Raw genomic sequence first — 26372 nt, forward strand, 5'->3', positions numbered from 1 at the left:
CGATCGGTCGTTATCGGCCTGGTATCGAATATCGGGCTTCCAAAGCAGTCCGCAATCACTAGTCCGCAATCACTTTTGACGTTCCAGTCGCTTTCGGATATCCCTAGCTGCGTTCTTGGCGAAAAACTCTCTCACTCGACTGGGTTGGCTTAAGTACTCGATCGATTTCTCTGTGCCACATTTATCTTTCAACAATCTGAGCAAGCTACTCTGAACTGCGAAGTCGTCGGTGGTGCTCAGGGCTTCCAAGATCGTTGCCTCCGCATCTGGTCCCCACGCGAGAAGCTTCGCATCCAATTTCATCCGGGTGGAAAAATCGGTCGACTTGCTCAGATATTGTTCCATTAGCCAAGGAGCTTGATCGATCGACGTACTCTTCAACACTCTCTCGAAAATCAATTCTGAGGCAGGAGCTGGTAGACTGGCAAGCTCTCGGAGTTTTGTGGAGTCAGACTCGTTGGCCCAGTGAAGCACCGCCCAAACTCCATCGATTAGCACGGGTAAGTCCGAAATCTGCTCCGTGGGCAAACTCAAAAGGGACCGTATTCCTTCGCGAACCACAGTGGGTTGATCGTCCGGTGTCGGACTAAGTACCGCTAGATCTCGGTAAGCTTGAGAAAGCTCGTTAGGTTGGGAACTCTGCTCTAAGACCTTTATGGCTCCCTTGGCGTCGAGCGACTGCTGGCCTTTGTTAAAGCTGTTAGGAGACATCCAGGTAACTTGTTTCCCTGCTTCATTAATGATGTATCGAACTTGTGTCTCCCCGGTGCGATTACTCTGGGAACTTCTCATGATGCTACGGCCAGATCCCGGTGTGGGGAAATTCATGCCGGAACGTTCTGCTCCAAAGCTAATGCTGCTGCTATCGGTTCCGAATCCTTGAGCCGGTGGATTAGATGGAATCGACGGACCTCTGGGGCTAGCTGAAAAGTTTGGAGCCGTAGGCCCTCGTGAGGGTGATTCGTTATGATTGAATTCTGTTCGCCCATTCGCCATGCCAGAAGAACCATTTTCTTGGCTTGGAAAGTTGGCGGGAGCATTTCTACCTACTCCAGCATTATTAGGCTGTACTGGGACAGTCGGACGTCCAACGTTTGGTGGTTGCGCAGAAAAGCCCGGGTTATTTGATGGTCGAAAGCTCGCACGGTATGAGAGGCCACCCAACAGCAGAGCTGTTCCCACGCCGACGATCCCTAAGCATCCGACACCGAGTCCCGCGTACACCAGAGTGTGTTTACCCTTTTTAGATGTGTTGGCCGAGGGATGAGCCGGTGGTGAATAAGAATAGGGAGCAGGGGAATCGTGAAATGGATCGGGGACTTCGCCACGCAAGCCATTCTGTAAGCTGTTAGAAGAAGCTACCGCGAGGGGACTATCGGTCGCCTCTGAACGTCCAAGCTCCATCTCCTGCGATATCGGTTGCAGACTCGCTACAGCTTCCGAGGATTCGTTCGCAACACATTGCTCGATTTCCTCTACCGTACACGCTAGGCTGCCAAAGGTTCGGAAATAGAGTTGGCCGTATTGGTTAAGAAAGTGATTGCTAGCTTCGATCGTTGTCGTGGGATCATCCGCGTCAGGGAGCTTTGGAATCAAGTATTTGACGAGATTGATGTCCCTTTGCGCATGCTCAAACGGATAGGGTACACCTGCCAATTGATACGAGAGATTAGATAGTTGATGGTTAAGTGAAGCAATCAATCTTTTGAATTCCGCATCGACTTTGTTAGAGCTTTTATTTCCAGAGATCGAATTCAACAGCCCGACCAGCGAGACAAACTCATTGCGTAGCGTATTAGCGGGGCCTAAGATCTGGTTCATCGCGGTGAGTGGTGAAAGCACCTGAGCTGTTCGGGCTAACCATGCCTCCTTTCGCTGGGGCGTCAGGCTCTCTGGAGTATCATTCGCGAATAACAACTGCACGGCAGCATCGGTTCTAAGTGCAACGTGTTGTTCAAAACGAACGAGTTGATCGTGCAATTGGCCGCATTGGTATCGAAATTGATTCTCAGATTCGGCGAGAGCTTGAGGGTTGCCTACATTGAGATTAGGCCAATCCGACTGCTTCAATGTTAAACCCGAACGATGAAACGTCAGAGCTTGCAACGCTTCGACCCAACCGTCATCCGCTTTTTGCAACGCTTGACTAAGTTCCTCATAGGTTTTCAGTTGAGACTTCATAGCGTTTCGGGATTGAGCCATTTGTCCCAGCAATTGGTTAGCCGACTGACCACGATATTGCATGGAGGGGAGTTGTATTGCTCGTGGTAGCCCAAAGTGTTCCCCGAACCATCGAACGCTGGCTTCGTGAGATGCTTTGGCATGCGACCGGTGCGCTCGCAACTGTTCCACGCTGGCCAACATGTCAGGCTTGAATTCCTCTTCAAAGATATCGCGATAGCAGTTTATGGTCACTTGCTTTTGATACACACCCAGGTGCCGAAATAGGGCCGATGCGGGGAACTCTCCCTCGATCTTGCCCGAACTGTTCCATTTTTTAGCTGCCGCAATGCGGTCCCGATTGGCAGGGTGCGTATCCAGCAATCCGGTCGGCGATTCCCGGTCGGATTTAGCTAGTTCGTCAAGAATTTCCTTGGGTAGATCTTTTCGAACGTAACGAATCCAATGCGGAAGATCATCCACTAGTTTGCCGTCCTGGAAGAATTCACCCACCTCTGCGAGGGCCATGTGGGCCGATATCGCCAATGGCCCGAGTTCTTGACAGGTGGACACAAATGCTTCGGAGCCTGCGAAGCGGATCTCATGCAAATCGGCGTCGTACTCCATCTGACGCATGAGCATGCAGGACATGGCGTGCCCAATCATCATGAGGCACCAAAGTATACGACGCGTTAGCCAAACGAAAAACATCGCTGCATAGAGAATGATTCCGATTCGGAAATCGATGCCACTCGCCCAGCCTTGCAATCGTTCATCCCATTCATCGCGTTCGTAAACGACTCGTGCGAACCACGCATTGACCGAGCGAACGACATAGGTGATACGCATCCCGGCACCTTGGGAAAAGTGCCCGAACTCGTGTGCTAAGACCCCGGAAAACTCTCTCAACGACAATCCGTTCACCAACGGGAGGCCAATCGTGAGCACCAAATCTTCACGTCGAAAAATACTCCAGAGTCCGGAGCGTAACGACGCAGACGCGTTAACCTCGTGGTCGACATCTATACGTTTCGGGACCGGCGCATGAACGCATCGACACAGTTTCTCTATATAGGCAAACAGCAATGGCTCATTCTTGCGATCTAGCACTACACGTTCGCCTTGTTTACCAGGGCGTGCCAAGAGAGGCTTTATCATAAAGAAGATTGCGACAATGGCGATTACAATAGGGGCAAAGACCATGAAAGCCCCTCGGGAGCTACGCCCCGGATTGTTCATGACTTCCGAAAATGTCGATATGGCGAATTGGGTGTAACGGAAGGTACCCCAGCATAGACCTAGAATCATTCCTAGGTATAGCAGTGGTAACAAAACCATGACGATTGCCACAGCGGACATCGCAATCGTGTACCCCCAAGTTGTTGGAACAGCGACGATGGGGCTTCCGATGGAATTGAGTATAGCCTCGTCCGAGAACCTAGCCTTGGCTTTGGCAACCGAGGGTTTTGCCACTGCGGAAGCGGGCTGTTTCTGTACCGTCGCTTTAGAAGGCGATGGTTTCTGCTGAGTTGGTTTCTGTACAGTTGGTTGTGGAGTTGCCTGTTTCGGAGCTACTTGTTTTGTTGGCTTCGCAGCGGATGGCGGCACGGATCGTGTGTCGGTCTTTTGCGTGAGCTGGATGCTTCTGGTTTCGTCGGGAGTGTTGGGGATGTCAACGCGGGCGTTGCACTTGGTACAGCGAGCCTTTCGTCCTGCAAAACTATCTGCAACTCGTAGTTTGGTTTGGCAGTCAGGACAAGTGAAAGTGATAGGCATAATGAGATTACCAGAAAGAAATAGAAGAGCTGGATTTCTAAATCGAGACAAGTTGACGAGCCAGTGAGTTTCCTGGCCAGCGACCGATCCACTCACCCCATAGGCGACGGGCCCTATTGTAATAGAAACCGATTGGACCGTGTGTCGCTCTTTGAAGGCAGCGATGCGGAAGTGGAGGAAAAACTGCGATCGCGAATTCGCGCAGGTTATGAAATCGGGTTAGCTGCAAAGATAGTATCGTGACCGAAGAGCAGGTACTGGTTAAATGCCTCAGTAGGCTTGAAGGATCTGGCATGGATTACATGTAAATCGGCTCGATTGAAACCTTCAGTGCAACCTTCCGGCGCGGCAGGACATTCTGGAAAAATGCGTTCGAGAACTCGGTGCTATTTGTCGCGTTGATGGTGCGACTTGAGTTTTGCGGACTGCTCGCGTAGTACCATCCACAAAATTACACTCGTTGGGTGATGCAATTCATTTATCTTCTCGAAGTTATCTCTTGGGGTGATTGAGCGATCAAGTTCGGAATCAGATCTGGATTCTTTACCCATAGCTCTCAGGTATCAGGATCGTTTGGTTCTCGGTGGGAACACTCTCACCCCGGCTGCGTGTATACTTCTCGGTTCCTGCATTTGGAAATGTCATGACGGAATCCTAAGTGCGAACCCGTTTTGCACCAACGGTTTCTACTAAGTACCCAGGAGCCACGCTATGTCGAATAAAGAATTTCTACCCACTCCACACAACAACTTCTTTCAGTTTGCCCTGTCGCATTTGCCCAGCGCTCGCAGCCTGATTGCCACGCAGTTTGAGCCCCAGGTACTGCAAGGACTGAACCTAGAGACCTTGCGCCCTGAAACGGTCAGCTTTGTAGATGCCGACCTGCGGGAGAAGTTCTCGGATCTACTATTCTCGGTCGATTTGGCTCGTCACCCCAGACCTCGCGTTCGGTCGGCCCATGTCTACGTCTTGTTCGAACACAAGAGCCAGACCGACCCACTGACCGCCTTTCAATTGCTATCGTACATTGTGCGGATTGGGGAGCGACGGTTGCGAGAAGGACTAGATTTATGTCCGGTCTATCCACTGGTGATTTACCATGGAGAAGGTGCTTGGACAGCGGCACGAAGTTTCCGAGATTTACTAAACGTTCCGGCACCTTTGTTGGCATATCAGGTCGATTTTCGTTTTGCGTTGCTGGATTTGAATCAGTTAAAGGACGAGGAAATTCTGGGAGAGCCGATTTTGCAAAGTACGTTGGGGCTGCTAAAATATAGCCGAAGCGTGCAGTTGCGAGACAAGCTGCAAGGGATCTTAAAGGGCTTTGCGATGGCGGCTTTGCAAGAGCGGTTAGGGCAGAGGCAGTTGGAACAGTGGCTTGAAGCGATTGGGAGTTACATGATGGCGGTCAATAAAGGGATGGATGGTCAATACTACAAGCAGACGTTGGCGAGTGTTTTTCCTACTCAGTTCGAGCCGGGTTCTCTGGCAGATCGACTGCTGATCCAGGGCCGCGAGGAAGGACGTCAAGAAGGACGTCAAGAAGGACGTCAAGAAGGACGTCAGGAAGGACGTCAGGAGGGCATACTGGCTGGCAAAGCCCAAATGTTACAAGAGTTGTTAGGCGAGCCGGTTTTGAGCGATCAGGAGCTTATGTCGCTGGAGCTATCGGGTCTCAGTAGTTTGGTTACCCAACTGCAGGATCGATTACGAAGTCGAGACGCATAATACGATTGGTGGTTAATCCTTGGTGGCTCCGTCGTTAGCAGAGCTGCTGTTGAGGTCAATATGACCGTCGCTATCCATCACTGGGGCTCTCTTCGTTGCGTAGGAACCAAAGGGCGGTAGCGCCATCAGGCCTCTTCCTCCTCCCCTCCTGTTAGCGTCGATTAAGGGCACTTTTCAGTTGACATCCGGGAATGAGTTTTCCGGATGTGGTTCAATCTTAGGAAGTGGTACTGGGTCGGGTTCTGGGTCAGGGTCAGGTGGCAGCTATAGTACCGGCGGAACACATGCCAGTGGATGGAGTTCAGGCAGTTCGGATGGTTAGAGTTGGTCTTATCCATCCTCCTCCTCGGCATCGATTCCGTTCAGGGATTGAATTCGCTGGGGCTTTCGACTTGGGCTGCCCTCTCGGCCGCCGAAACGTTCTGGGATGCCGTCGATACCGTACTAGATGTGTACGCTTGGGCGGGCGAGCAGATGGGCCATCTCTTGCATACTATCGATGTATGGATTCGTGATTTCGAGGCTTCCCTTGCTGCCATGTGGGAAGAATTCGGGCCGCTCATCGTGGGCTCGTTCCTCGAATCAATGTTTGGCGATAATCTGATTACCCCCGTTGGGGGGCAAATGCATCAATGGATCAATTATGCGCAGCAACTGATCTCGAACACAAGCGCGAGTGATGTACTGGACGGCATCCAGTTAGCCTTGGATGTGGTCGGTTTGATTCCTGGTGTTGGAGAAGTCGCCGATGGTGTTAATGCGGCGATTTCTTTAGCACGGGGGGATTACCTAGGTGCCGGATTATCACTTCTCTCGATGATTCCGGTGGTTGGTGACGCGCTCGGTAAAGGTGGCAAGTTAACTCGAGCGGCGATCAAGAAGTCCGACGAGCTGATGGAAGCGGGCAAGTCTACACTGGGAATGTTGCCCAACAAAGGAAAAAGCAATTCTTTAAAAGATCAATTGCTTTCCGATCCATCGGTAATTCATAATAATAGTGGCCCAAAGGGGGCTGCGACCCCTGGCGGAAGAACTCTGTCGGATCACGCGGCTTCAGAATCGCTGGTTCGGCATGGGTTTAAGCCACCATTTGGCCAAATCGATGAAATCATAAAACAAGCGCAATGGACAAGCCGGCAGGCAGACGGTGCAATTGTACATATACACAAGCAGGCAGGACGCGGTCGTTCATATAGCGTCGTCGTCGAAGGTGTTGACGGAAAGGTCGTAACGGCGATGAAGGATCTTTCTCCCGCAGAACTCGGTCGTCTATCTAGCAGATACGGATTCGGACTTCCATGGTAGATTTAACCAAGACGTTTTCTATTTCGATTGGCGAGACCAAAGTCAATTTCGTTTTTCGTCGCTCGATTGAGCTTGGGCAATCATTCGATTTATCAATCTCGTTATTGTCATCAAAAGTGTCGATCCGAAGCAATCCTACAATTATATCAAGAGATGACGTGATCGGTCTTAGCGAGTACATCGAGAAATCAATGGGGCAAGATCCCGAAACCGGATTTGTAACCTGGAATCTGGGATTTGAGTTCCTGGTCTACGACAACGACGACTACGTTACAACGATCGACCTTTTTCTGTTGGTAGCGGAACCTCAAGATACAAGACGTAGCTATCTAGGCTGTCGAGGTCCTGTATTGAGCGAAGAACTTTTGCGCTTCGCCAGCCAACTCAGGGATTATGCTTCAAGAAGCTGAAACTCTGCGCCATTTTAGCTAGAGGATGCGGGGGCTTGGGCGAGTGAAGCTACGGGGTGGAGTGGCTTTGCCATGGCAGGCTCCTTTGTAGGAGGCTTGGTCAGTGGTGTTGGCGATGTCTTGGGGGCGATGGTCAATTGGCCCGGCACCCTAGGGAGCATGATCGATACGATCTCGAACATGAGCGCCAGCGACATCCTCGATGGTGTGCAAGTAGCTCTCGATGTGGTCGGGTTCATCCCCGTGGTTGGTGAGATCGCTGACGGGATCAACGGCGTGATTCACTTGGCCCGCGGGAACTATGCCGACGCAGCCTTGTCGTTCACCTCTATGATCCCGGTCGTGGGAGATGCGATCGGCAAGGGAGGCAAAGCGGCGAAGTTTCTCATCAACAAAGCCGATGACATTCTGGCTGCTGGGAAATGGGTCAAGTGCAAGGTCACCGGCAAGGGTTGTTTCGTTGCAGGTACCAAGGTCTGGGTGTCGGCGACAGTGGACGCTTCGGTGGGTAGCGCTCACGCCAACCTTGCTTCGTCACCCTTCCGCGATTCCGATCCAACGAAGTTTACCGAGGTAGCACTCCTTGCAGGGACGATTGACAAGCAATCGATCGAAACGGTCGCGATCGGTTCTCGTGTGGCGGGGGAGAATCCTCGTCCGTGGGAATACGATGGTGAATTTTCGGAGCCTGATTCGGCGACTTGGTCCCTAGCTCGCTTCTCGTTGCAGAAGGAGGATGGGAGCTGGATTGACGTCGAGATGATTCGGCCTGCCGAGTACTGGGAACAGCAAGGGGCGGTTCCCGGAGAGCTGACGTACGTCGAATTCCCGGAACTCGAAGCATCGGGACTTGCCAAGGTAACATCCATTGAGCCGTGTCCTCCGATTGCAAGCGGGACGGGACAAGTGGTTACGGCGCGGATTGTAACTCGGCAGGTAGCTGAGTTGGTGGAGATCGAATTCGTTGGTGGTGAGACGCTTGCGGGGACTCCGCAGCACCCGATTTGGTCGATCGAGCGTCAAGATTGGGTGGAGCTGGGTGAGTTAGAGGTCGGTGAGCATCTCTGGACCGAAGCTGGTCCGATCGAGATTTCCTCAACTCGTCTCCTCAGCACAGGCGAGAGCGTTTATAATCTGGAAGTGCATGGGCACCACATCTACCAAGTCACCGAACTTGGGGTGTTGGTGCATAATGCTGGTGGGATTCAAAAATACAACAGTGGTTGGATAGGCAAGCTCATCAAGTCTGGAAGGAAAATTCCTGATGCCATAAAGGACAGTGCACGGCTTCATGGTCATCACATCGTGATGAAGGCAAAATTTTGGGGCAAATCATGGGGACGATATGTCAGGGGTTCTCAAGAAATTTTGCGTCGTGCTGGAATTAACATCAATGACCTTCGAAACCTTGCAATCGCCATCAATCAATGACATACCAAAGAATACGCCAAGGCCGTATTCAAAGCCCTCCGAGAAGCACAGAAAAAGTCAAAGAACCAAGCTGAGCTAACAAATAATGTGACGGACGCACTTAAAAATATTGCAGATACTTTGGGCAAAGGAAGGACTTTTCCATGAGTGACGAATTATACACAGGTACCCCATACGCGAATCTCTTCAGTGCATTGAATTTTCAACATGATTTAGGGATGATTCAAAAGATCCTCGACGAGTACCCTCGTCTAAAGAAAAAGGTCGGCCTTAAGTTTTTGTGTGAAGCGGCACGAAGATCGACGCCCGAGATCATAAGCTGGCTGGCGCAGAACGGTTGGGATGTCAATCATTTTGATGGCTATTTTAGCGTGCTGTCATCTGCGATTACGAATGGTAAGTACGAGAATGCGAAGTGCTTGTTGGATCTGGGGGCTGACCCGGATCTTGACTGTCCATTGTTCGCAGTTGCAGGTGCAAGTGACGAAACCGATGATCTTGTTCCGTTGGCGCAACTTCTGCTAGATTACGGTGCAGATATTAATCAAGTCTATGTTGTAGACAACACGCAGGTGCCTGATAAAACGCCGCTTGATCGTGCGGAAGAATTAGGACTTGCTGAACTCACCGCATTTTTGCGATCCAAAGGGGCGTTGCGAGCCAGAGAGCTTTCTGGCAGCAACGCTCCGTTGAACGACGACCACCACGATGTCGTTTCACGACATTTTGCAAAGATAGGGCCGGTAGAGGCTACCTCCTATACGCAAATCGTTTCACCCACGCAAATTGTCGTTCGAATAATGAAGGACGATGAAGCTGGCCTAGCATTGCTTTTTACAGAGGGCTTAAGTCGGTACGAACTCAAGGTACCAAAGGGAAAGGAGGCTTTTCGATTCGCAGAGCTGATGCTTTATGTGCCAATCGCAATGATAGACCCAAAAATAACTGGACTTGATCCAACGAAGGCCTGGCCAGTTCAGTGGATGTTTAAGATTGCGACGTACACAGTGGAGTCTGGAAATTGGCTTGGGGAGGGCGCTACCAGCTTCGCAGACGAAGAGTTACTGCCACTTGGACCAGGGACTAGTTTTACTGCATGGATGCTTGCGCTTGCGACCGGAAATGAATTTAGAATTCCATTTGGAACTAAAGAAGAGATTAGGATGTATCAGATGTTTCCACTTTACACGGAAGAGTATCTATTATTCAGGGACGAAGGTTTTGAGGCGTTGTTCGAACGACTTGAAGACGTGGGGTTTCCCGAATTCGTAGATGTCAATCGCCAGAACTTGGTTGCTAGCCGTAAATGAATGTGCAAATTAGCCTTCCGGCGCTGCAGGACATTCTGGAAAAATGCGTTCGAGAACTCGGCGTTATTAGATGAGTTGATGGTGCGGCTAGAGTTTCCCTGAGACGCATCTTGTGCAATCGATGAACCAAGGCTCACTTCGGTGCAATTGGGCGATCTGTTGGGGTGTTTCTATAGTTTTGTGAGTTGGTTCTCACTCGATTTTCTGACTTTCGACGGACTGTCAGACATCACTCGAGCTTGCTGCGCGCTTGGTGCTCCACTTTTCTTGGTTCATGGCACATGTGCACATGGCTTAGCTCGTGTTGTTTTGGAGGGAGACAAGCGATCGTTCGCGTTCCCTTCGCTGCTTCCTTGAGGAGTTTGGCTGACGTACCGGAGTGGATTACAGGTGCTTAACGATCAAGCGGCAAGAGGCGGACACGAAGACGCGCACGATCAATGATCATAAGTGCGCCTGAGTTTAAATCGGACTCATGTGCATTCAATTCCCCTAACAAAAGCTTACCAATTTGAGAAGGCATTAGCTCTTGAGTTCGAACTTGCACAACGCTTGGCTTCGCTGCTCTAGTGGCAGTTAACATTGCTCCAAAGTCTAAATCATGGGTCAACAATATCGCAATAAGACAGTGCTGCCCTAATATCCTCTCGTTCCAAATACGGATATGCACCGAGAATGTCGTCTTCAGAAGAACCCGTTGCAAGTAAACCAACAATTGTGCCCACCGTTACCCGAAGTCCCCTTACGCAGGGCTTACCACCCATAACTAATGGGTCTAACTTAATTCGTGATTCAAAGCTCATGTCATGCCTCAATTTGATCGCCTATGTCTTAATTTTACCACAATAATCTTGCAACACAAATAGGGCGGGACAATTTGGTGCCATCCATCGATTGAGCGTTCCTAGCTCGCTTCTCATTGCAGAAGGAGGATGGGAGCTGGATCGATGTCGAGATGATTCGGCCTGCCGAGTACTGGGAACAGCAAGGAGCGGTTCCCGGAGAGCTGACGTACGTGGAATTCCCGGAACTCGAAGCATCGGGACTTGCCAAGGTAACGTCCATTGAGCCGTGTCCTCCCATTGCAAGCGGGACGGGAAACAATCAGTGCCACCCAGGTAATCTCCCGCACAGTGTCTCCATGGCGCTCCCTGCCTTAAAATATTCACACCGCAAGAGATAAGAGAAACGCAAGAGGAACAATGATCAACTATTCTCAAGACAACTCTTGCGTCACTCCCATCTCTCGCGGTGTAATCCTGTCAACCGAGTTTCGCGGGTCGCTTCGCGCTGTGTCCCTCACTTTTTAGGCCATTAGCGGTCTCCGTTCTTCCAGATCGGAAGACCAACTCACGAAGACGATGATCATACGAGTTCTGTTGGCGTTTGCGGCTAGGTCGGCCCGCTCTTGCTCCGTAAATTTTCCTTCATTTTTACGATCCATCAAAGACGCGAGATGCCGGTCAGCTCGCTCCGGCAATTTGAGTGTTGCAACAGTCTCGACCCATTTTTGTTAACTCAATGGTTCGAGATGGAATACTAGTCCAATTGGAAGGCAAGTTTGAAGAACAGTTTCGAACTCGTTCCGACCTTGAGTAACCGACCGAGCGGGGCTCGAACCCATCTAAACGTCTGCCTGCAAACAACTTGCGTAATTTTCGAAAAGAGAGTATTGTTACGAAGAGGGTTGCGGTCGGGGAGGTGACCTGGGGATGGGGGCAACCATGAGCAGAATTCAAGACGTCGAACAACTTCAGCTAGAAGCGTACCGTCGCATGACGGGTGAGGAGCGGTTGCGCATTGGGCTTGGACTCTACGAGGCGTCGCTAGCAGTTGCTCGTGAGGGAATTCGCAATCGATTCCCAGAAGCCGACGATACGGAGGTTGAGGAGAGATTGCGCACGCGAATTCGTGCAGGGTATGAAATCGAGTCGTCGCGGCAGAGGCGATCGTGACGGAGGAGGAGTTGCTGGTTGATTGCCTCCGAAGGCTGGAAGATTCCGGCATTGGTTACATGTTGGTCGGATCTATGGCGGGCAACTTTTGGGGCGTGCCTCGTTCGACCCACGATATCGACTTTGTGATCGAGTACGACGAGACTCAGATCGCCGCAATCATCTCGGCTTTTCAAGATGATTTCTTCATCCAAGAAATCAGTGTTCAGTCCGGTCTTCGTCCTCCGCACCAATTCAAAGCTCTCGATAATCGATCCGCGTTGAAAGTTGACTTCTTCCGAGTGGCAGGTGACGAGTATGAATTTGAAAGGTTCCGGCGGCGAAAGCGAGTCAGCTTGTTCAAACAGCCCGCGTGGATCGCTGCGGCTGAAGATGTGCTGCTACATAAGTTGCGTTGGCACAAGATGAGTCCTACTGACCGTCAATTGAGCGACGCTCGCGGTATCCTGCTCGTATCAGGCGAAACTTTGGACCAAGCCTACATGGAGCATTGGGCTGATCAAATCGGTGTTATAGATTTGCTGCTTAGAGTAATGCGTGACTAATGCGTTTTCGAGGCGTCCTACTCTTCGATCAAGCATTAGGTTTGACGAACCGCTCTCCGTCGCGGCAGGACATTCTGGAAAAATGCGTTCGAGAACTCTCGGCACGGTTAGCGTCTATTTACGCAAACCCTAACTCAGACGCGTCGTGGTTGGTGAAAGAATGGTCAGCCCCAAGAATGGGTATGACGATCGCGTTGGGAATCGATGTTTTGGAGGTTAATACTACGCCATCGTTGATCAAATCAACGTTAGGTTGTCCCGATGGATAACCTCTTCGTAGGGGCACCGACCAAGTATCTGTGCAATGAGGTCGGAGCGGCAGCCTCGTATCTTGCGCAAGCTTTCCGCGTTGTAGTTGATGAGCCCCCGTGCGATTTCGTTGCCTTCCAAGGTGAGAACGGAAACGATGTCCCCCTTTTGAAAGTTACCGACCACCTCCTTGATTCCGATGGCAAGCAAGCTTCGCCCTTTCTCAATCATGGCTGAAGCAGCTCCTGCGTCGACGATCAATCCACCGTTGGGTTGGGCTGAGAATCCAATCCATCGCTTCTTAGGAGCAAGCGTTCGAAGTTGGGGTAGAAACGCGGTACCAATTTCATCTCCCTCGAAGAGTCTGATGAGAATATCAGGTTCCCTGCCGCCTGCGATTACCACACCCTGGCCACTCATGGTAACGAAGCGAGCTGCCGCTAGCTTGCTCGCCATGCCTCCCTTACTAACCCCTGTCTTCTTATCTTTGACGAGCTCCTCAACCGATTCGTCGACCGTCGCAACCGTAGAGATCACTTTGGCATTCGCGTCCGATGGATCTCGATCATAGAGCCCACTCACGTCGGACAATATCACGAGGCTGCTTCGCTCCAGCAGCCCTGCCACCATACCTGCTAGCCGATCATTGTCTCCAAAGGTGGTTTGCAATTCATCGATCGCTACCGTGTCGTTTTCGTTGATAATGGGAATGGCTCCCAGTTCGAGTAGGCGGCGAATCGTATTTCGCACATTGAGGTACGCCACCCGATCATCGAGCTCCGAGGCCGTCAGCAGAATCTGGGCCGCGAATTTCGAATGCTTTGCAAAGATCTCTTCGTAGACTTGAATCAAATGAGTTTGCCCGACCGCAGCGACCGCTTGCAAGGTTGCTAGATCAGAGGGGCGCCCTGGCAAACCGAGACGTCCAACACCACTCGCAACGGCACCGCTGGAAACCAGCACCACCTGCTTCTTGGCGTTAGCCAGAAACACGAGCTGCCGAGCAAGGTTTTCGACCTGCTCCCGGTCCAGAATCCCACCCTCCTTGGTCAAGGTTCGGGATCCCACTTTTACTACCCATATATCCGACTCGAGGAGAAACTGCCTCGGGGTAATGCTGTTCATGTTCAAATTCGTTGGAGGACAAAACCGTTTCAGGAAAAACTAGTTGGAGAGCGTTGAGCTGCCAATTTGCGATATGCCAATTTGCGATATGCTAGCCGATGTTAAGCCATTTTGGGGACGAAGGAGAATGGGGAATTGTCGGAAAAACAGTCCTCTCATCGCGACGCGTGTTGAGCTGCCGCCTAGTGAACCGACACTAAGCCCCCCGCAATGGCAATTACCTGGCCTTTGCGTTGAAACAGCCTGTCTGATAATGCACGTTGCCTAGGTGATTTGTTGGGTGTGCAAAAAAGCTTGGCACCTCACTTTTCTTGCTAAGGGTTTTGAACTAGCCACAAACCTGGAAATCGAAACAATAGGTGAGGCTGGCAAAATCTCTTGAAATCGGCGGAATGGGTCCGATTCTCGCAGGCGGCCGATAATCCTTCCCCCACTGGTAACTTAGCATGGAAACATCATTAGTCTTATTGAAACCTGATTGTGTACAGCGGCGTCTCGTCGGCGAGGTTATCGCCCGATTCGAGCGAAAGGGATTGAACATCGTCGCGATGAAAATGATCCAGGTAACCCCCGAGCTATCGAAGCAGCACTACGCAGAGCACGTAACCAAGTCCTTTTATCAAAACCTAGAGGACTTTATCACTTCCGCACCGATCGTGGCCATGGCCGTCGAAGGTCTGGAAGCGATTCGGGTCATCCGTGAAATGCTGGGTGCGACCAACGGCCTTAAGGCGGCCCCCGGAACGATTCGAGGGGATTTTTCGAGCTCCCGACAAATGAACTTGGTTCACGCATCGGATAGTCCTGAGTCCGCTGCTCGCGAGTTGGCATTGTATTTCGAAGCGTCGGAAATTTGCTCGTACACTCCGACCTTGGTCGGTAGCTTCCGAGCGAGTGACGAAGGCTAGCTGTAGTCGGTTTGGGGATCTCGCGACCCGAACCGCAAAGAAGCTGTAGACGATCTTATTCGGTATGTTCGAACCTTTGCAGTGTGCAGAGGTCGCTAGGATAGAGGTCGCGTTAGTATTGAATATAAAGATCTGATCTGTCATGCGTCGTAACGACATCCGCAATATTGTAATCATCGCTCACGTTGACCATGGTAAGACCACCATGGTAGATTGCTTGCTCAAGCAAAGTGGTCAGTATCGGGATTCCCAGTTGCAAGGTGAACGAATTCTCGACAGTAACGATTTAGAGCGAGAGCGGGGGATCACGATTCTGTCGAAGAACATCGCGATCGACTACAAAGGGGTTAAGATCAATTTGATCGATACCCCGGGTCACGCGGACTTTGGGGGCGAAGTCGAGCGAGTTGTCCGTATGGCCGACGGTGCGTTGGTTTTGATGGACGCAGCCGAAGGGCCGATGCCACAGACGCGTTTCGTGCTGGCTAAGGCATTGGAGGTTGGGGTCAAACCGATCGTTGTCATCAACAAGATCGACCGGCCCGATGCTCGTTGCGACGAGGTCGTGGAGGAAGCGTTGATGCTCCTGTGTGATCTCGGTGGCGACGATTACATGGATCGCTTTGATGTTATCTTCGCTTCGGGCCGCAGTGGCTACGCAACTCACGATTGGAAGACACCCGGCGACAGCATGGTTCCGTTGCTGGATATGATGCTCGAAAAGATCCCGGGGCCAGATGTCGAGCCTGATGCTCCTCTTCAGATGCTGGTCACCAACCTGGATTGGTCCGACTACGTGGGGCGGATCGCTATCGGTCGAATTCAGTCCGGCTCCATTCGAAAGAATCAGCAGATCGATATAGCCAAGGATGGAAAGATCGTCCCTGCACAGGTTACGAATCTTCAAATGTTTGACAAGCTAGGGCGCATCGATGCAACAGAAGCCCAGGCGGGCGATATCGTAGCTGTGGTTGGTATCGAAAATATTGAGATCGGAGATACGATTTGCAATCGAGGCGAGGTAAATGCACTACCACGACTGACGGTCGACGAGCCTACCCTCGAGATGATTTTTAGCATCAACACATCCCCTTTGGCTGGTAAGGATGGCAAATATGTAACCACGCGGCAACTCAAGGAGCGATTGGATCGCGAACTCGAGCGAAATGTCGCCCTTCGTGTTCGCCCCATAGAAGGAAGCGAAGCCTTTGCCGTTCGCGGCCGGGGCGTGTTGCACCTGTCGGTCTTGATCGAGACCATGCGTCGGGAAGGCTATGAGATGAGCATTTCGAAGCCGCGGGTAGTCTTAAAAGAAATCGATGGAGTCAAGCACGAGCCCTACGAGACCCTCAACGTCGAGGTCCCAACAGATAAGGTTGGTCCTGTGATGGAAATGGTCGGCAATAGAAGAGGTTTGTTGGAAGAGATGACAAGCCGTAGCGAGTACACACTACTGAGATTCTCGATTCCTGCTCGCGGGCTCATCGGACTCAGGACCAAGATGCTTAACGCCACTCAAGGTACCGCGATCATCCACCACCGGTTCTCCGGTTACAAGCCAGTGGATGCGGATCTGCCGAGGCGCCAGAACGGCGTTTTGGTATCCATGGTTCCTGGACGGGCAATTCCCTACACATTGTTCGCACTTCAGGAGCGAGCAGAGTTGTTTGTGGCCCCGGGCGATGACGTTTACGAAGGAATGATTGTTGGCGAAAATGCCCGCGATAATGATCTCGTCGTCAATCCAACCAAGGAAAAGAAGTTGACCAACGTTCGTGCATCAGGCAGCGATGAAAACATCATTCTCAAGCCACCGCGACAGCTTTTCCTGGAAGCGGCTCTCGAATACATCGAGGACGACGAGCTCGTCGAGGTCACTCCGAATGTGATTCGTCTCCGAAAGGTTTATCTCCGAGAGAACGATCGCAAGCGTCATACGAAGTCTCCAGGTGAGCTGGTCGCGAACTAGCGTTCCTAGGGAGATAGGCCCTGCTTCTATTAGTAGTTGCCATGGAGTCGTATTGACCAATCCTATTAGTTGTCGATATTAATCATCTTCTGATAGGACTTAGATCGATTCCATTTTAGGCAAGAGTAGAGGTAAGAACGTGACGATTACACGAGTCGGAACCAACGAGAAGTACGCATCCAATTGGGACTTAGTTTTCGGCGGCAAGAAAAAGGGTGCGTCGGGCAAACCGGCTGCGGCTGCCAAGTCAGCTCCAGCCAAAAAGTCCGCCAAGAAAACAACTAAAGCCGCTGCTAAGGCGGCCCCTGTAAAGCAAGCCAAAAAGGCTGCTAAAGCAAAGAAAAAGTGAGTTATCAGCCGATTGTAGGTTGGGAGGAAAACGAGGCCCGTCTAAGTCGGAACCGAAGGACGGTCGCGCCCGTGTGATCGGACTTGCACAGCAAATTCTGCCGGAATCTAAGTCTGCTACCAGAGTAACTGCTGGAGGCAATCGACTACAATGAAGGAGACTTCTACCTTCTTCATTTTATGAACAGTGAACCCAATCATCCGCCAACACCGCCTCCTGCGGAGCCATTTCTGCCTCGTGCGGCGGAGTCTCGCGCTGCTTCCCCGCTCGATTCGGAGAAAACGCATATCGCTGCATCCAGGCGGGAATCGTCCATCGAACGCTTGGCAAACAGCAGTGCGTCCCCCGCTACTACCCCCGTGAGTGTGCGCTGGCAGGAGATTGCGAATTCTCTGGTCGGACAGCAGCTCGATCACTTTCGCATCGACTCCTTGGTGGGGATCGGGGGCATGGGGGCCGTTTTTCGTGGCGAAGACTTGCGATTGAACCGGGAGGTTGCCATCAAAGCGGTCGCTCTAGAAGGGCGGGACCCAGAGGCCATGCGACGGTTTCGGTTTGAAGCCCAATCCGCGGCAAAGCTGGACCATCCTAACATTGCTCGCGTTTACTACGTTGGTGAAACTCCCTTTTGGAGCTACATCGTTTTCGAGTTTGTGGAGGGGATCAATCTTCGTGATTTGGTCATGAGGCAAGGTCCGCTTTCGGTTGACCACAGCGTCTATTTGGTCAGGCAAGTTGCCCAAGCGTTGCAGCATGCGAGCGATCGCCAGGTCGTTCACAGGGATATCAAGCCTTCCAACATTGTTTTGGCGTCAAACGGCCAAGCAAAAATTGTTGACATGGGGTTAGCGCGGGTGACCGAACTGGATCGCTCCACCAATGACCTGACGGCCAGTGGGGTGACATTGGGAACGTTTGACTACATTTCGCCAGAGCAAGCGAACGATCCACGCGATGCCGATGTCCGCAGCGATCTCTATTCCCTTGGTTGCACATGGTATTATTTGCTAACCGGGATTCCTCCCTTTCCCGATGGGACCGCGCTGCAAAAACTTCTCATGCACGGTTCCAAGATGCCCGAGGACCCGCGCGTCTTTCGGTCTGATTTGAGTGACTCGCTCATTGCAATTTTGCGCAAGCTCATCGCTAAGAGACCTGCGGATCGCTACCAACAGCCGCTCGATTTGATTGATGATCTGCAAACTTTGGCCATACTCGAAAACTTGGAATGGACGCGAAATACGGATCCTCGCGAATCGGTTGGAGAACAACCCGTTTCCATTCTAAGGTTGGTTGCTCCGTATCTTGTATCGGTAGTCTTGTTGCTGGCGAGTACGTTGTGGTTTTACATAGACTCTTTGAGGCATACTGTTGCTAGTTTACCACCTCCCGTGATTTCTGAGATGCCTACGAGTCTGTCGGTGGCAAACGCGAATTCCTCCGGCAGTAAGCTGGATGCATCGGTAATTCTGTCGTTGCCGGAAGATTCTCAGAGCATAATCGTGGATGCAACCCTCACGCAGAATCAATTGGAAACGAATATGCAATTGGCCTCTTCACTCGAGCAAGCGATTGAAAGGGCCAATATTGTTTCGTCTGTAAGCCAGATCGTGATCCAGTCCCCGACGGTCGTCTCCACCGAAACGCTTCGCTCTATCTCCCCCTTGCGGTCACAACTGAAGATCCTCGGTGCATCCGGCGGAAGATGTCGAATCGAGATTGTTCCAGTAAAGGACCTCAGGGATAGTAAGTTCTGGATGGACTGTGGAGCCAACCAAGTCACCTTTGAAAACTGTGATCTAGTCTGGAAACCCGCTGACCAGCGTCAGCCGTTATTTCTCTGCCGACCTGGCGCGCAACTGACGTTTGAGCGTTGCACGATCCGCGTTGATCTACCGGGTCTCACCAACGGAGTGTCGGCACTGCCTCCAGTCATTCAGTTTGAGCAATCGACAACACTAGGAGTGGGGGCGACGGACGCATTGCCTGCTGGTAGTTCTCGGCTATTCATTCGAGACTCGATCATTTCGGGGAATGTCGACTTGATACGGTACGCCTCACCTATGCGATTGGAAACACAGTGGAGCAACTCATTGATTGCCGTTTCTGGTTCAGTGATCTCGATACCGAGGCTGAATATAGTCAGCAGGATGGCAGCGAACATTCGCATGGATCTCGAGTCCGTCACGACTTGGACAGCGAAATCTTGGATCGAGAAGACGTGGTCCAGTTCGATGGTGACCCCCATTCCGATCGTGAGAACAGCCCGTAATTGCGTTTTCGCTGGTATGGAGACATTGGTCGCCTGGGATGTTTCTGCTAATGAGGACTGGCAGTTTTGGGATCAGACGAGACAAGGAGTCGAGTTGTCGAGATGGATTGATTTCCGTGGTGCGGACAATATCTACGACGAGTCGATAAGGAAGCTAGTGGAGGCGAGCTTGAGCAACGGCATGACCGAGCAGTTGGTATTCTCCGCCGATGCAAAGTTGCTTTCTGAGGAGCGAGGGCTGGAGTTTTCCATTCCTTGGAAGAGGAGGCCGACGGCGGAAACCGTTTTGAGCCCCACCTTTTCGCCCGGGCTTTTTCAGTTGGAGGAGAGCACATTTCCTCGAGGCGCTAATATCGCGACACTTCCCGTGGCAGGCCGATAGGCTGGGTGGCACGCTCTGAGGAACAAAGGGCGTGTTATGTCAACGAGGAAGAATGAAACGCAATCGTAAGACCGCAATCATCCTTGTCGCAATGTTGTTGGTCATGGCGATCATCGCGTCGTGAATAGTCTTCACGATCCTACCGGTTTCACACGAACAGCTCTCGCTGACAATGGGCTGTCTTGTCATTGTCGGGATCGGCTGGAATCGCATGGTGCGATTGACGGATGCCGCAAAACCACTGGGAGATCCAATTGAGCTTCAAGTGGTGACAATACCCGACGCACTCGCCTTGTACAACAAACTCAAGGCCGAGGGTCGGGGGGGCATGTTTCTCGTGCACAGTACGCGCGAATACATTAATGCAGACGGAAAGTGAACTGGCATAGCTGTTGCGTCGGATCGTCGGTTTGCACAAGCTTCATAACGAGCGTTGGAGCTAGATTACCTAGGAGTCTAAAGTAAGCTCAAATGGAGCGAATAGGAAAAGAGTCTGTAGATGGTTGCACACCGCAACCGTTCAAGTGATAATCTCCAGTGTAACGGAGCAATCCAAACAGTTCAGTAACGCAATCTGTCCTACGGCTCCGCTACGCTCAAGTAGGGATCGATTGCTTTTCGTTCCGCTTATGAAAATCCGTGCAACACCACAAACAATTTGGAAGCGTCCTGCGTACCTTCCCTATGTCCAATCAGCCCTGAACGAGGAAACGTTAGCTGCGGCGGAGAAACAGCTTGGTCATTCACTGCCGGCAGAGTTGGTCGAAATTCTCAAGGTTCAAAATGGTGGGCCAATCCGATTCAAACTTCCAGAATCCGTTGGCGATACGATCGCCGGTATTGGCGATCAATTCCCATCACTTCTCGATCGAATCTTAAATGATGCTCAAGAATACGTCGACTTTTCATTAGAGGGTTTGATTCCGTTTGATGGTGATGGACATTGGTATAACTGTCTTGATTTCCGGGGTGACCCTCGGAATCCAGGCGTTTCGTACATTGATGTGGAATGCAACAGCGAACATCGCATTGCCAACTCGTTTGCGGAGTACTTGAATCTCTTGGAGTTGGATATTGATCGTGAGCTAGTTTTGAGGAACGTCAAAGATTTTGACGACGCAAGACACCGTCTGCAGAGTATTTTTGGTGTGCCCCCCGAAGAGAAAATCTCTAATGTTGGTGTACCGTACACGAAGTACCAGATCGGTAATGACTGGCGGGTTTGCTGTTGGATTTCATCCAATCGTGTTGCAGCTGGCTATTCGGGTGATTCACCAGAGTCGTTTATTTTTAGAGGAGAAGCGGCGCTTTTTCCAGAATTAACCGAAAATGCGGTGATTTTTGAATGTCCTGAGGGACAGCTGCGATCATACCGCCAATTGTTACACGCTCACGATATGGAGCTTGTAACCATCGAACAAGCTGCAAATGTGGAATAACATAAATAGGCTTCGATGCTGCGTTGGATGGTCGAGCTCGAGATGATGCTGCAGAGGTTTAGCTGCCAGGGAATGTGGATTGCGTCGAGCTTGATGTCCCCTGGTACTTATTGAGAACCGCTTGAACCTGGGCCCGAAAGGCCAACAGGGATGAGTCTTGGAACACGTGCCCTTTTTTTGCCTTGATTAATGCGAGTGCCAACGGCTGTTTACGCTGCCACTGTGCTAGATCGTATTGGCGGACGTCTTCGTAAGGAACTTCTAGTCGAGGTGCGATCTTGGCAACGACGTGGAATCCATCATGCGCCCGCACCAAACTATAGTGCATGACAAAGAACAACGAGACCATGCCAGTCAACAATCCGATTACAAAGTTCCCAGCACGATCCATCGCATTCCCTTTCCCAAATCCGAAAGATAGGTAGTTTCGAACAGACTGGGTAATTACGAAAAAACGAAGTTCTTCGCAAGATCTATTACTTCTTGCCCAAACGACGCTTGGCAGCAAAGAATTCTGTCAACATGCTCCCGCATTCATGTGCCAAGACCCCTCCTTGCAGCTCGCAACGATGATTAAGCCGTTGATCGCTTAATAGATGATAGAGCGATTCCACTGCACCCGCTTTGGGGTCGATGGCACCGTACACGACCTTGGGAATGCGAGATTGCAAAATGGCACCCGCGCACATCGGACAAGGCTCCAGCGTCACGTACAATTCGCACTGCTCGAGACGCCAGGATTGAAGATGGGCAGCGGCCTGCGTTATCGCAATCATCTCGGCGTGGGCCGTTGGGTCCGCCAAGGACTCTCGCTGGTTATAGGCCTCGGCAATGATTTGTCCTTTGTGAACGATCACTGCTCCGACTGGAACTTCGTCCTGGTAGGCAGCCTCCTGAGCCAGCTCCATCGCTCTCCGCATGTAGTATTCGGCGCGACCTGGGAGCAAATCGTCATCATCGAGACTCATCGAGCCCGTCCTCGATCATTTGGCGAAGCACCTCAGGAACGGTTCGCTGAAACGCCTCCTCAGGCACCTTAAAGTGTTCGCACATCGTCTTCATTCGTCGCATGAAGTCACGCAAGGCACTGCTTGATGCGTCGGTCTTCGGGTTGAGACGCCCCGATTTAACGTCTTTCGTACATACCTGCTGCATGGCAAACTCCATGTCCTGCAATGACAACTTGCCAGAAGCAGCTAATGCAAACCATCGGTCGCATAGAGCGGTAAATTCGGTCTTCTCCTCGTCCGACATGTCCGATTCCTGGGCGGCTGCATCCAGCTTTTGAACGGCGCCCCATTGCAAGATGACGCTATCAGAGAGCCTAGCATTAAGCCGACTCAACTGCCGACTAGTCAGCTCTTCCCGCTTCATCTGTTCCGCAAGAATTTCGAGCTCATCGATGACATCGCGTCGATCCTTCTGGCTTAGGTGAGACTGCTCGACCCAAGGGATCAATTGTTCGTAAATCGCCCTCGCAGCACGGCTCCCCGAGTTGCCCATCAATACGATCGACATGTAAACGAAGAACAAACTTACGCCAACTAGGAAGAAAACGAACAAAACAAAGCAGGCTGGGCCATAGGTCACCTCGCCCTGTTTGTTGGGTTTTGCGTTGGTGTTTGCCATACAGGTCCCTTAAAGCCGCGCGATTCGTGGAATGATCGATTTACTCTTCGAAGTCTATGGAGAGGATCTCATATTTTAAAGTGCCCCTGGGAGCTTGAACTTCAACGATTTCCCCAACTTTTTTGCCGGTCAACGCGAGACCGAACGGGCTGCTCGAAAGTATCTTGCCCGTCTCGTAGTCTTCGTCTCCCGCACCGACTAGAGTGTAAACCTCTTCGTCGCCCCAAGAGTCTTTCACCTTGACCGTCGCCCCAAAGCCAACCTGATCTTTAGGAACCGAGGACGTATCCACGATGTGCGCGCGATTCAGCTTCTGCTTGAGCTGATTGATTTTTGCCTGAAGCATGCCTTGGTTTTCGCGCTGAGCGTGATACTCCGCGTTTTCTTTGAGGTCACCCTCGGCTCGGGCTTCCGCGATCTTCTCGGCGATCAAAGGCATCTCAACATTTTCGAGCCGTTCCACTTCCGCCTTGATTCGGTTATAGCCTTCCCGAGTCATCGAGAAAAATTCGTCCATCGTTTCCATCTCCCGTCCAGGCAAAAAAGAAACGACTCTCATCCGCAACCGCGGAAGAGAGCCGCTTCGTAAGTATCAGCTTGTGTCAGAATTTAACGCCCCAGGCTCAGCTAGGTCGAAACCGTATCCCGTATTTTGACCCGGAGCCCCCCCTAGTCAAGCCCAATCACCCGATAGGGACTAGGGCGATCGACTCATGAAAGACTACCAGATGTAGTGGGATTCGCCAGAATTCCCTGTATGGTAATGGAATTCGGGCGAATCCCACTACGTTAGAACTATGACGGCCGGTTACCTACTCTACTCCTTGAGTTCGCCGCAATCCTTGATAACGATCTTCTTACTAGTGCGTCCGGAATTGCTACCGAAGGATTCGACGTTTTTTACGATATCCATGCCTTCGACAACCCGGCCAAAAACAACGTGCTTGCCATCCAACCACTCGGTCTTTACCGTTGTGATGAAGAACTGAGAGCCGTTGGTGTTAGGCCCAGCATTGGCCATGCTGAGCAGACCTTCGCCATCGTGCACGAACTTGAAGTTTTCGTCTGCAAACTTCGCACCGTAGATGCTCTCGCCGCCGGTTCCGTTGCCGTTGGTGAAGTCGCCACCCTGAAGCATGAAGTTGGGGATGACTCGGTGAAAAATCGAACCCTTGAAGTGCAGAGGCTTGCCGCTCTTACCAGTTCCTTTTTCGCCTGTGCAGAGGCTTCTGAAATTCTCCGCCGTCTTGGGAACATCGTCCCCGAAAAGCCCCATAACGATCCGCCCAGCGTCTTTGCCGTCGATTTCAACGTCAAAGTAAACCTTGGTGGTCACCTTGCCGTTGCTCGGTGAATCAGCCATTGCACTACCCATAAAAACCATCGCAATCAAAAAAGTGAGAGAAAGCAAACGCATTGTCTTTAGTTCCGTTCGTATAGGTTCAGGAAATCAATCGGACTCGCGCCCATCCAGCGTTTCAAACTACCAAAAAAGTTCGAATTTGACAATGAGCAACACCGGTGAGCGACGCACTGGACGCGAAATCGCATCATCGCGCCATCCCCCGGTTCAGTCCCGTTTTTCCTGCTCTACAAACCGAGCCCAACTCCAATAAACACCGGTCGGCACATGAAAAATCCTTAAATGCTCGAGCTGGACACCTAAGTCAGCAGGGGTGAGCACGTTTAGCAATCTCTCCCAAGCGGAGAGGGGGGCCGCCCCCTTGAGGTCCAGGTACTCAATGGCGTCATCCCGGTCGTAGATCATGCCATCAATTTGACCGACCGGGGCTCCCGCTTCTCGGACCGCCCACACGAACGAACCATCCATCTCGAAATAGAGCCCTGGCCAATTCGACACTTGGTCTGCAAAGGACTCGAGGGTCACGGTAAAGCGTTGATTATCGGGGGCGTATACCAAGACGTGGTTGACAGGTTTCACTCTAGGAATTTGGGTTCACGTGAGAGGGAATCGGTGGTCCAGGGTTTTGGTCGTCCCGTTAGGGACGAAATGTTGGTAGACCGTCGCGACCGCCCCCCCCCCTTTCCGTCCCGATAGGGACGAAATGTTAGTTTGTCGGGGGCGTTCAGCGCAACTGAAGTTATGTCCCTAAGGGGACATGTGGGAAATATCGGGCTCCTACCGATCGGTGGGGACCTTCGACAGCTTTTTGAAGTACGCTTCTACGACATCTCTGTAGTGACTCGGCAAGTCCTTGGTCATATCCTGGATGGCTTCTTTGCGTTGAGCGGGAGGCAAATTCCCCCATCCACTTGATTTGCCGATATCCTTGTTGTCCACGTCGCCAGCCCCTTTGACGTCGGCGATTTGAGATTCCTCCAACGGGTTGGACGATCCGCCTGCCGGCTTTCTCTGTTGCTGCTGCTGCTGTTGCTGTCGCTGCTGTTGCATTTGCTGGATCTGTTGCTCGAGCTGCTCGATACTCTTGTCCAGCTTGTCCACAATGGTCTGCTGCTTGTCTCGAACCAGCTTGCCCGTGCGACCAAGAGTTAGACGCCTCTCGACATCGTTCATCAACCGAGATATCTCATCCAGTGAATCCTCTTTGAGGGGCTGTATATCTGCCTCCATCAACCGGGCTGTGATCGCGTACCGAGTTGGCAACTCCATCTCTCGCTCTAGCAACCTCGACAAATTTTCCAAGCACTCTTCACGACTGAGTAAATGGTGCTGACAAATAGCTTTGTAGAACAAATAGGTGGATGGATCGGACACTTGGTCGACGTCGATCAACTTAAGCTGCTGTATCGCCTCATCGTAAAGTGCGTTTTGAACCAACACTCGACAGACATATAGCTGAACGTCAGACTTGAGCCAATTCGGGATGCCCCCATTGGCCATCATCGAACTGAGTGCGGCGTCGATACTGGGAGCTGTTTGCGAAGACACCTCTCCCGAAAGCAACTCTCGAATCTTGGCAACACTCGGGTCGCATTCCGCTGCAATAGCGACCACGTTTTCGAGCAAGGCGACACCTCGCAACGATGTTAGCTCGGACAAACGACTCTTGATGGCGGGAGTATTGGATCGATTGGCGATCGTTCCTAAAAAGTCTTCAAAGCGAGTGATCACCGATTGGCTCTCAGGCCAGTTCCACGTCGACTGCTTCTTTAACGAACTGTCGCTCGCAACTAAAGATCCAGGAAACGATGCCAAGCAGGCTACGCCTAAGGCGATCGGTAAGAATCCCTTTTTCCATCGAGTCATGTCTACTCCTTGAAGAGAGCTACAAGTTCACGTCGACATCCCATTCAGATCGTCGAACCTATTCACTATAACGTTTGTAAAAGGGGAGTTTCTAGGAAACAGGAAGGTTTTTCGACGAAGCGATCAAGTTTCTGGTCGCCTGCAACGGGAAAACTCGCCCAATATTAGGCGGGTTGATTTAGTCATCCTCAATGAACTCTT

24 protein-coding genes are annotated in these 26372 nt (G+C 51.5%); 13 read left to right on the forward strand and 11 right to left on the reverse strand.

Annotated elements, in window-relative coordinates; genetic code table 11:
- Positions 1-69 precede the first annotated feature (69 nt).
- Entirely contained in the window at positions 70-3936 is a 3867-nt protein-coding gene (locus SH449x_RS22135; RefSeq protein ID WP_482378260.1) for a M48 family metalloprotease, read from the reverse strand.
- Between the two features lie 711 nt (positions 3937-4647).
- Between SH449x_RS22135 and SH449x_RS22140 the strand changes: the two genes are divergently transcribed.
- The 5 genes from SH449x_RS22140 to SH449x_RS22160 all read left to right on the forward strand — a co-directional run bounded on the left by SH449x_RS22140 (position 4648) and on the right by SH449x_RS22160 (position 10120).
- On the forward strand, positions 4648-5664 hold the full coding sequence (locus SH449x_RS22140; protein WP_482378261.1) for an Rpn family recombination-promoting nuclease/putative transposase: 1017 nt from the start codon (positions 4648-4650) through the stop codon (positions 5662-5664).
- A 324-nt stretch (positions 5665-5988) separates the two neighbouring features.
- Positions 5989-6969 carry a hypothetical protein gene (locus tag SH449x_RS22145; protein WP_482378262.1) on the forward strand — a complete coding sequence of 327 codons (981 nt, stop codon included), beginning with the start codon at positions 5989-5991 and terminating at the stop codon, positions 6967-6969.
- Positions 6963-7379 carry a hypothetical protein gene (locus SH449x_RS22150; protein WP_482378263.1) on the forward strand — a complete coding sequence of 139 codons (417 nt, stop codon included), beginning with the start codon at positions 6963-6965 and terminating at the stop codon, positions 7377-7379. Before SH449x_RS22145 ends, SH449x_RS22150 begins: the two co-directional genes overlap by 7 nt.
- 72 nt (positions 7380-7451) lie before the next feature.
- On the forward strand, positions 7452-8810 hold the full coding sequence (locus SH449x_RS22155) for a polymorphic toxin-type HINT domain-containing protein (RefSeq protein ID WP_482378264.1): 1359 nt from the start codon (positions 7452-7454) through the stop codon (positions 8808-8810).
- 143 nt (positions 8811-8953) lie between these two features.
- Positions 8954-10120, forward strand: a complete 1167-nt coding sequence (locus tag SH449x_RS22160; protein ID WP_482378265.1) for a suppressor of fused domain protein — start codon at positions 8954-8956, stop codon at positions 10118-10120.
- Between the two features lie 394 nt (positions 10121-10514).
- Here SH449x_RS22160 and SH449x_RS22165 read toward each other — a convergent pair whose 3' ends face one another.
- Complete coding sequence (locus SH449x_RS22165) at positions 10515-10790, reverse strand: DUF5615 family PIN-like protein (protein ID WP_482378266.1); 276 nt, start codon at positions 10788-10790, stop codon at positions 10515-10517.
- On the reverse strand, positions 10720-10923 hold the full coding sequence (locus tag SH449x_RS22170) for a DUF433 domain-containing protein (protein WP_482378267.1): 204 nt from the start codon (positions 10921-10923) through the stop codon (positions 10720-10722). The genes SH449x_RS22165 and SH449x_RS22170 overlap by 71 nt, the downstream gene beginning before the upstream one ends.
- A gap of 921 nt (positions 10924-11844) precedes the next feature.
- On the opposite strand from SH449x_RS22170, the gene SH449x_RS22175 reads away from it, so the two are divergent.
- Together SH449x_RS22175 and SH449x_RS22180 are read left to right on the forward strand one after the other, a co-directional pair.
- Positions 11845-12075, forward strand: coding sequence for a hypothetical protein (locus tag SH449x_RS22175; RefSeq protein ID WP_482378268.1), 231 nt, complete (start codon positions 11845-11847; stop codon positions 12073-12075).
- The gene (locus SH449x_RS22180; RefSeq protein ID WP_482378269.1) at positions 12072-12620 is read left to right on the forward strand and encodes a hypothetical protein; all 549 of its coding nucleotides are present in this window, start codon (positions 12072-12074) and stop codon (positions 12618-12620) included. The genes SH449x_RS22175 and SH449x_RS22180 overlap by 4 nt, the downstream gene beginning before the upstream one ends.
- A 237-nt stretch (positions 12621-12857) precedes the next feature.
- On the opposite strand, the gene proB is transcribed toward SH449x_RS22180, so the two are convergent.
- Positions 12858-13994, reverse strand: a complete 1137-nt coding sequence (gene proB / locus SH449x_RS22185; RefSeq protein WP_482378270.1) for a glutamate 5-kinase — start codon at positions 13992-13994, stop codon at positions 12858-12860.
- A gap of 446 nt (positions 13995-14440) precedes the next feature.
- Between proB and ndk the strand changes: the two genes are divergently transcribed.
- From ndk to SH449x_RS22215, 6 genes are all read left to right on the forward strand, one after another.
- Entirely contained in the window at positions 14441-14902 is a 462-nt protein-coding gene (ndk, locus tag SH449x_RS22190) for a nucleoside-diphosphate kinase (protein WP_482378271.1), read from the forward strand.
- Between the two features lie 142 nt (positions 14903-15044).
- Positions 15045-16871 carry a translational GTPase TypA gene (gene typA, locus SH449x_RS22195; RefSeq protein ID WP_482378272.1) on the forward strand — a complete coding sequence of 609 codons (1827 nt, stop codon included), beginning with the start codon at positions 15045-15047 and terminating at the stop codon, positions 16869-16871.
- Positions 16872-17010: 139 nt separating this feature from the next.
- Entirely contained in the window at positions 17011-17220 is a 210-nt protein-coding gene (locus tag SH449x_RS22200; protein WP_482378273.1) for a hypothetical protein, read from the forward strand.
- A gap of 179 nt (positions 17221-17399) precedes the next feature.
- On the forward strand, positions 17400-19874 hold the full coding sequence (locus SH449x_RS22205) for a serine/threonine-protein kinase (RefSeq protein WP_482378274.1): 2475 nt from the start codon (positions 17400-17402) through the stop codon (positions 19872-19874).
- A 172-nt stretch (positions 19875-20046) separates the two neighbouring features.
- Positions 20047-20253, forward strand: a complete 207-nt coding sequence (locus tag SH449x_RS22210; RefSeq protein WP_482378275.1) for a hypothetical protein — start codon at positions 20047-20049, stop codon at positions 20251-20253.
- A gap of 250 nt (positions 20254-20503) precedes the next feature.
- Positions 20504-21313: an SMI1/KNR4 family protein gene (locus tag SH449x_RS22215; RefSeq protein WP_482378276.1), complete on the forward strand. Its 810-nt coding sequence runs from the start codon at positions 20504-20506 to the stop codon at positions 21311-21313.
- A 58-nt stretch (positions 21314-21371) separates the two neighbouring features.
- On the opposite strand, the gene SH449x_RS22220 is transcribed toward SH449x_RS22215, so the two are convergent.
- The 7 genes from SH449x_RS22220 to SH449x_RS22250 form a co-directional block, all read right to left on the reverse strand.
- Positions 21372-21704: a hypothetical protein gene (locus SH449x_RS22220; protein WP_482378277.1), complete on the reverse strand. Its 333-nt coding sequence runs from the start codon at positions 21702-21704 to the stop codon at positions 21372-21374.
- Between the two features lie 85 nt (positions 21705-21789).
- Positions 21790-22281, reverse strand: a complete 492-nt coding sequence (gene tadA / locus SH449x_RS22225; protein WP_482378278.1) for a tRNA adenosine(34) deaminase TadA — start codon at positions 22279-22281, stop codon at positions 21790-21792.
- Complete coding sequence (locus tag SH449x_RS22230) at positions 22268-22942, reverse strand: hypothetical protein (RefSeq protein WP_482378279.1); 675 nt, start codon at positions 22940-22942, stop codon at positions 22268-22270. The genes tadA and SH449x_RS22230 overlap by 14 nt, the downstream gene beginning before the upstream one ends.
- A gap of 40 nt (positions 22943-22982) precedes the next feature.
- Complete coding sequence (gene greA / locus SH449x_RS22235; protein WP_482378280.1) at positions 22983-23459, reverse strand: transcription elongation factor GreA; 477 nt, start codon at positions 23457-23459, stop codon at positions 22983-22985.
- Between the two features lie 300 nt (positions 23460-23759).
- Positions 23760-24359 (reverse strand): peptidylprolyl isomerase, encoded by a 600-nt coding sequence (locus SH449x_RS22240; RefSeq protein WP_482378281.1) that lies wholly within the window; start codon positions 24357-24359, stop codon positions 23760-23762.
- 153 nt (positions 24360-24512) lie between these two features.
- Entirely contained in the window at positions 24513-24884 is a 372-nt protein-coding gene (locus tag SH449x_RS22245) for a hypothetical protein (protein ID WP_482378282.1), read from the reverse strand.
- A gap of 198 nt (positions 24885-25082) precedes the next feature.
- A complete protein-coding gene (locus SH449x_RS22250) occupies positions 25083-26171 on the reverse strand; it encodes a hypothetical protein (RefSeq protein WP_482378283.1) in 1089 nt (362 codons plus the stop codon).
- Positions 26172-26372: the final 201 nt, after the last annotated feature.

This window comes from Brakhagea baltica, from assembly GCF_052161605.1.
Classification (GTDB): Bacteria; Planctomycetota; Planctomycetia; order Pirellulales; family Pirellulaceae; genus JBKCUI01.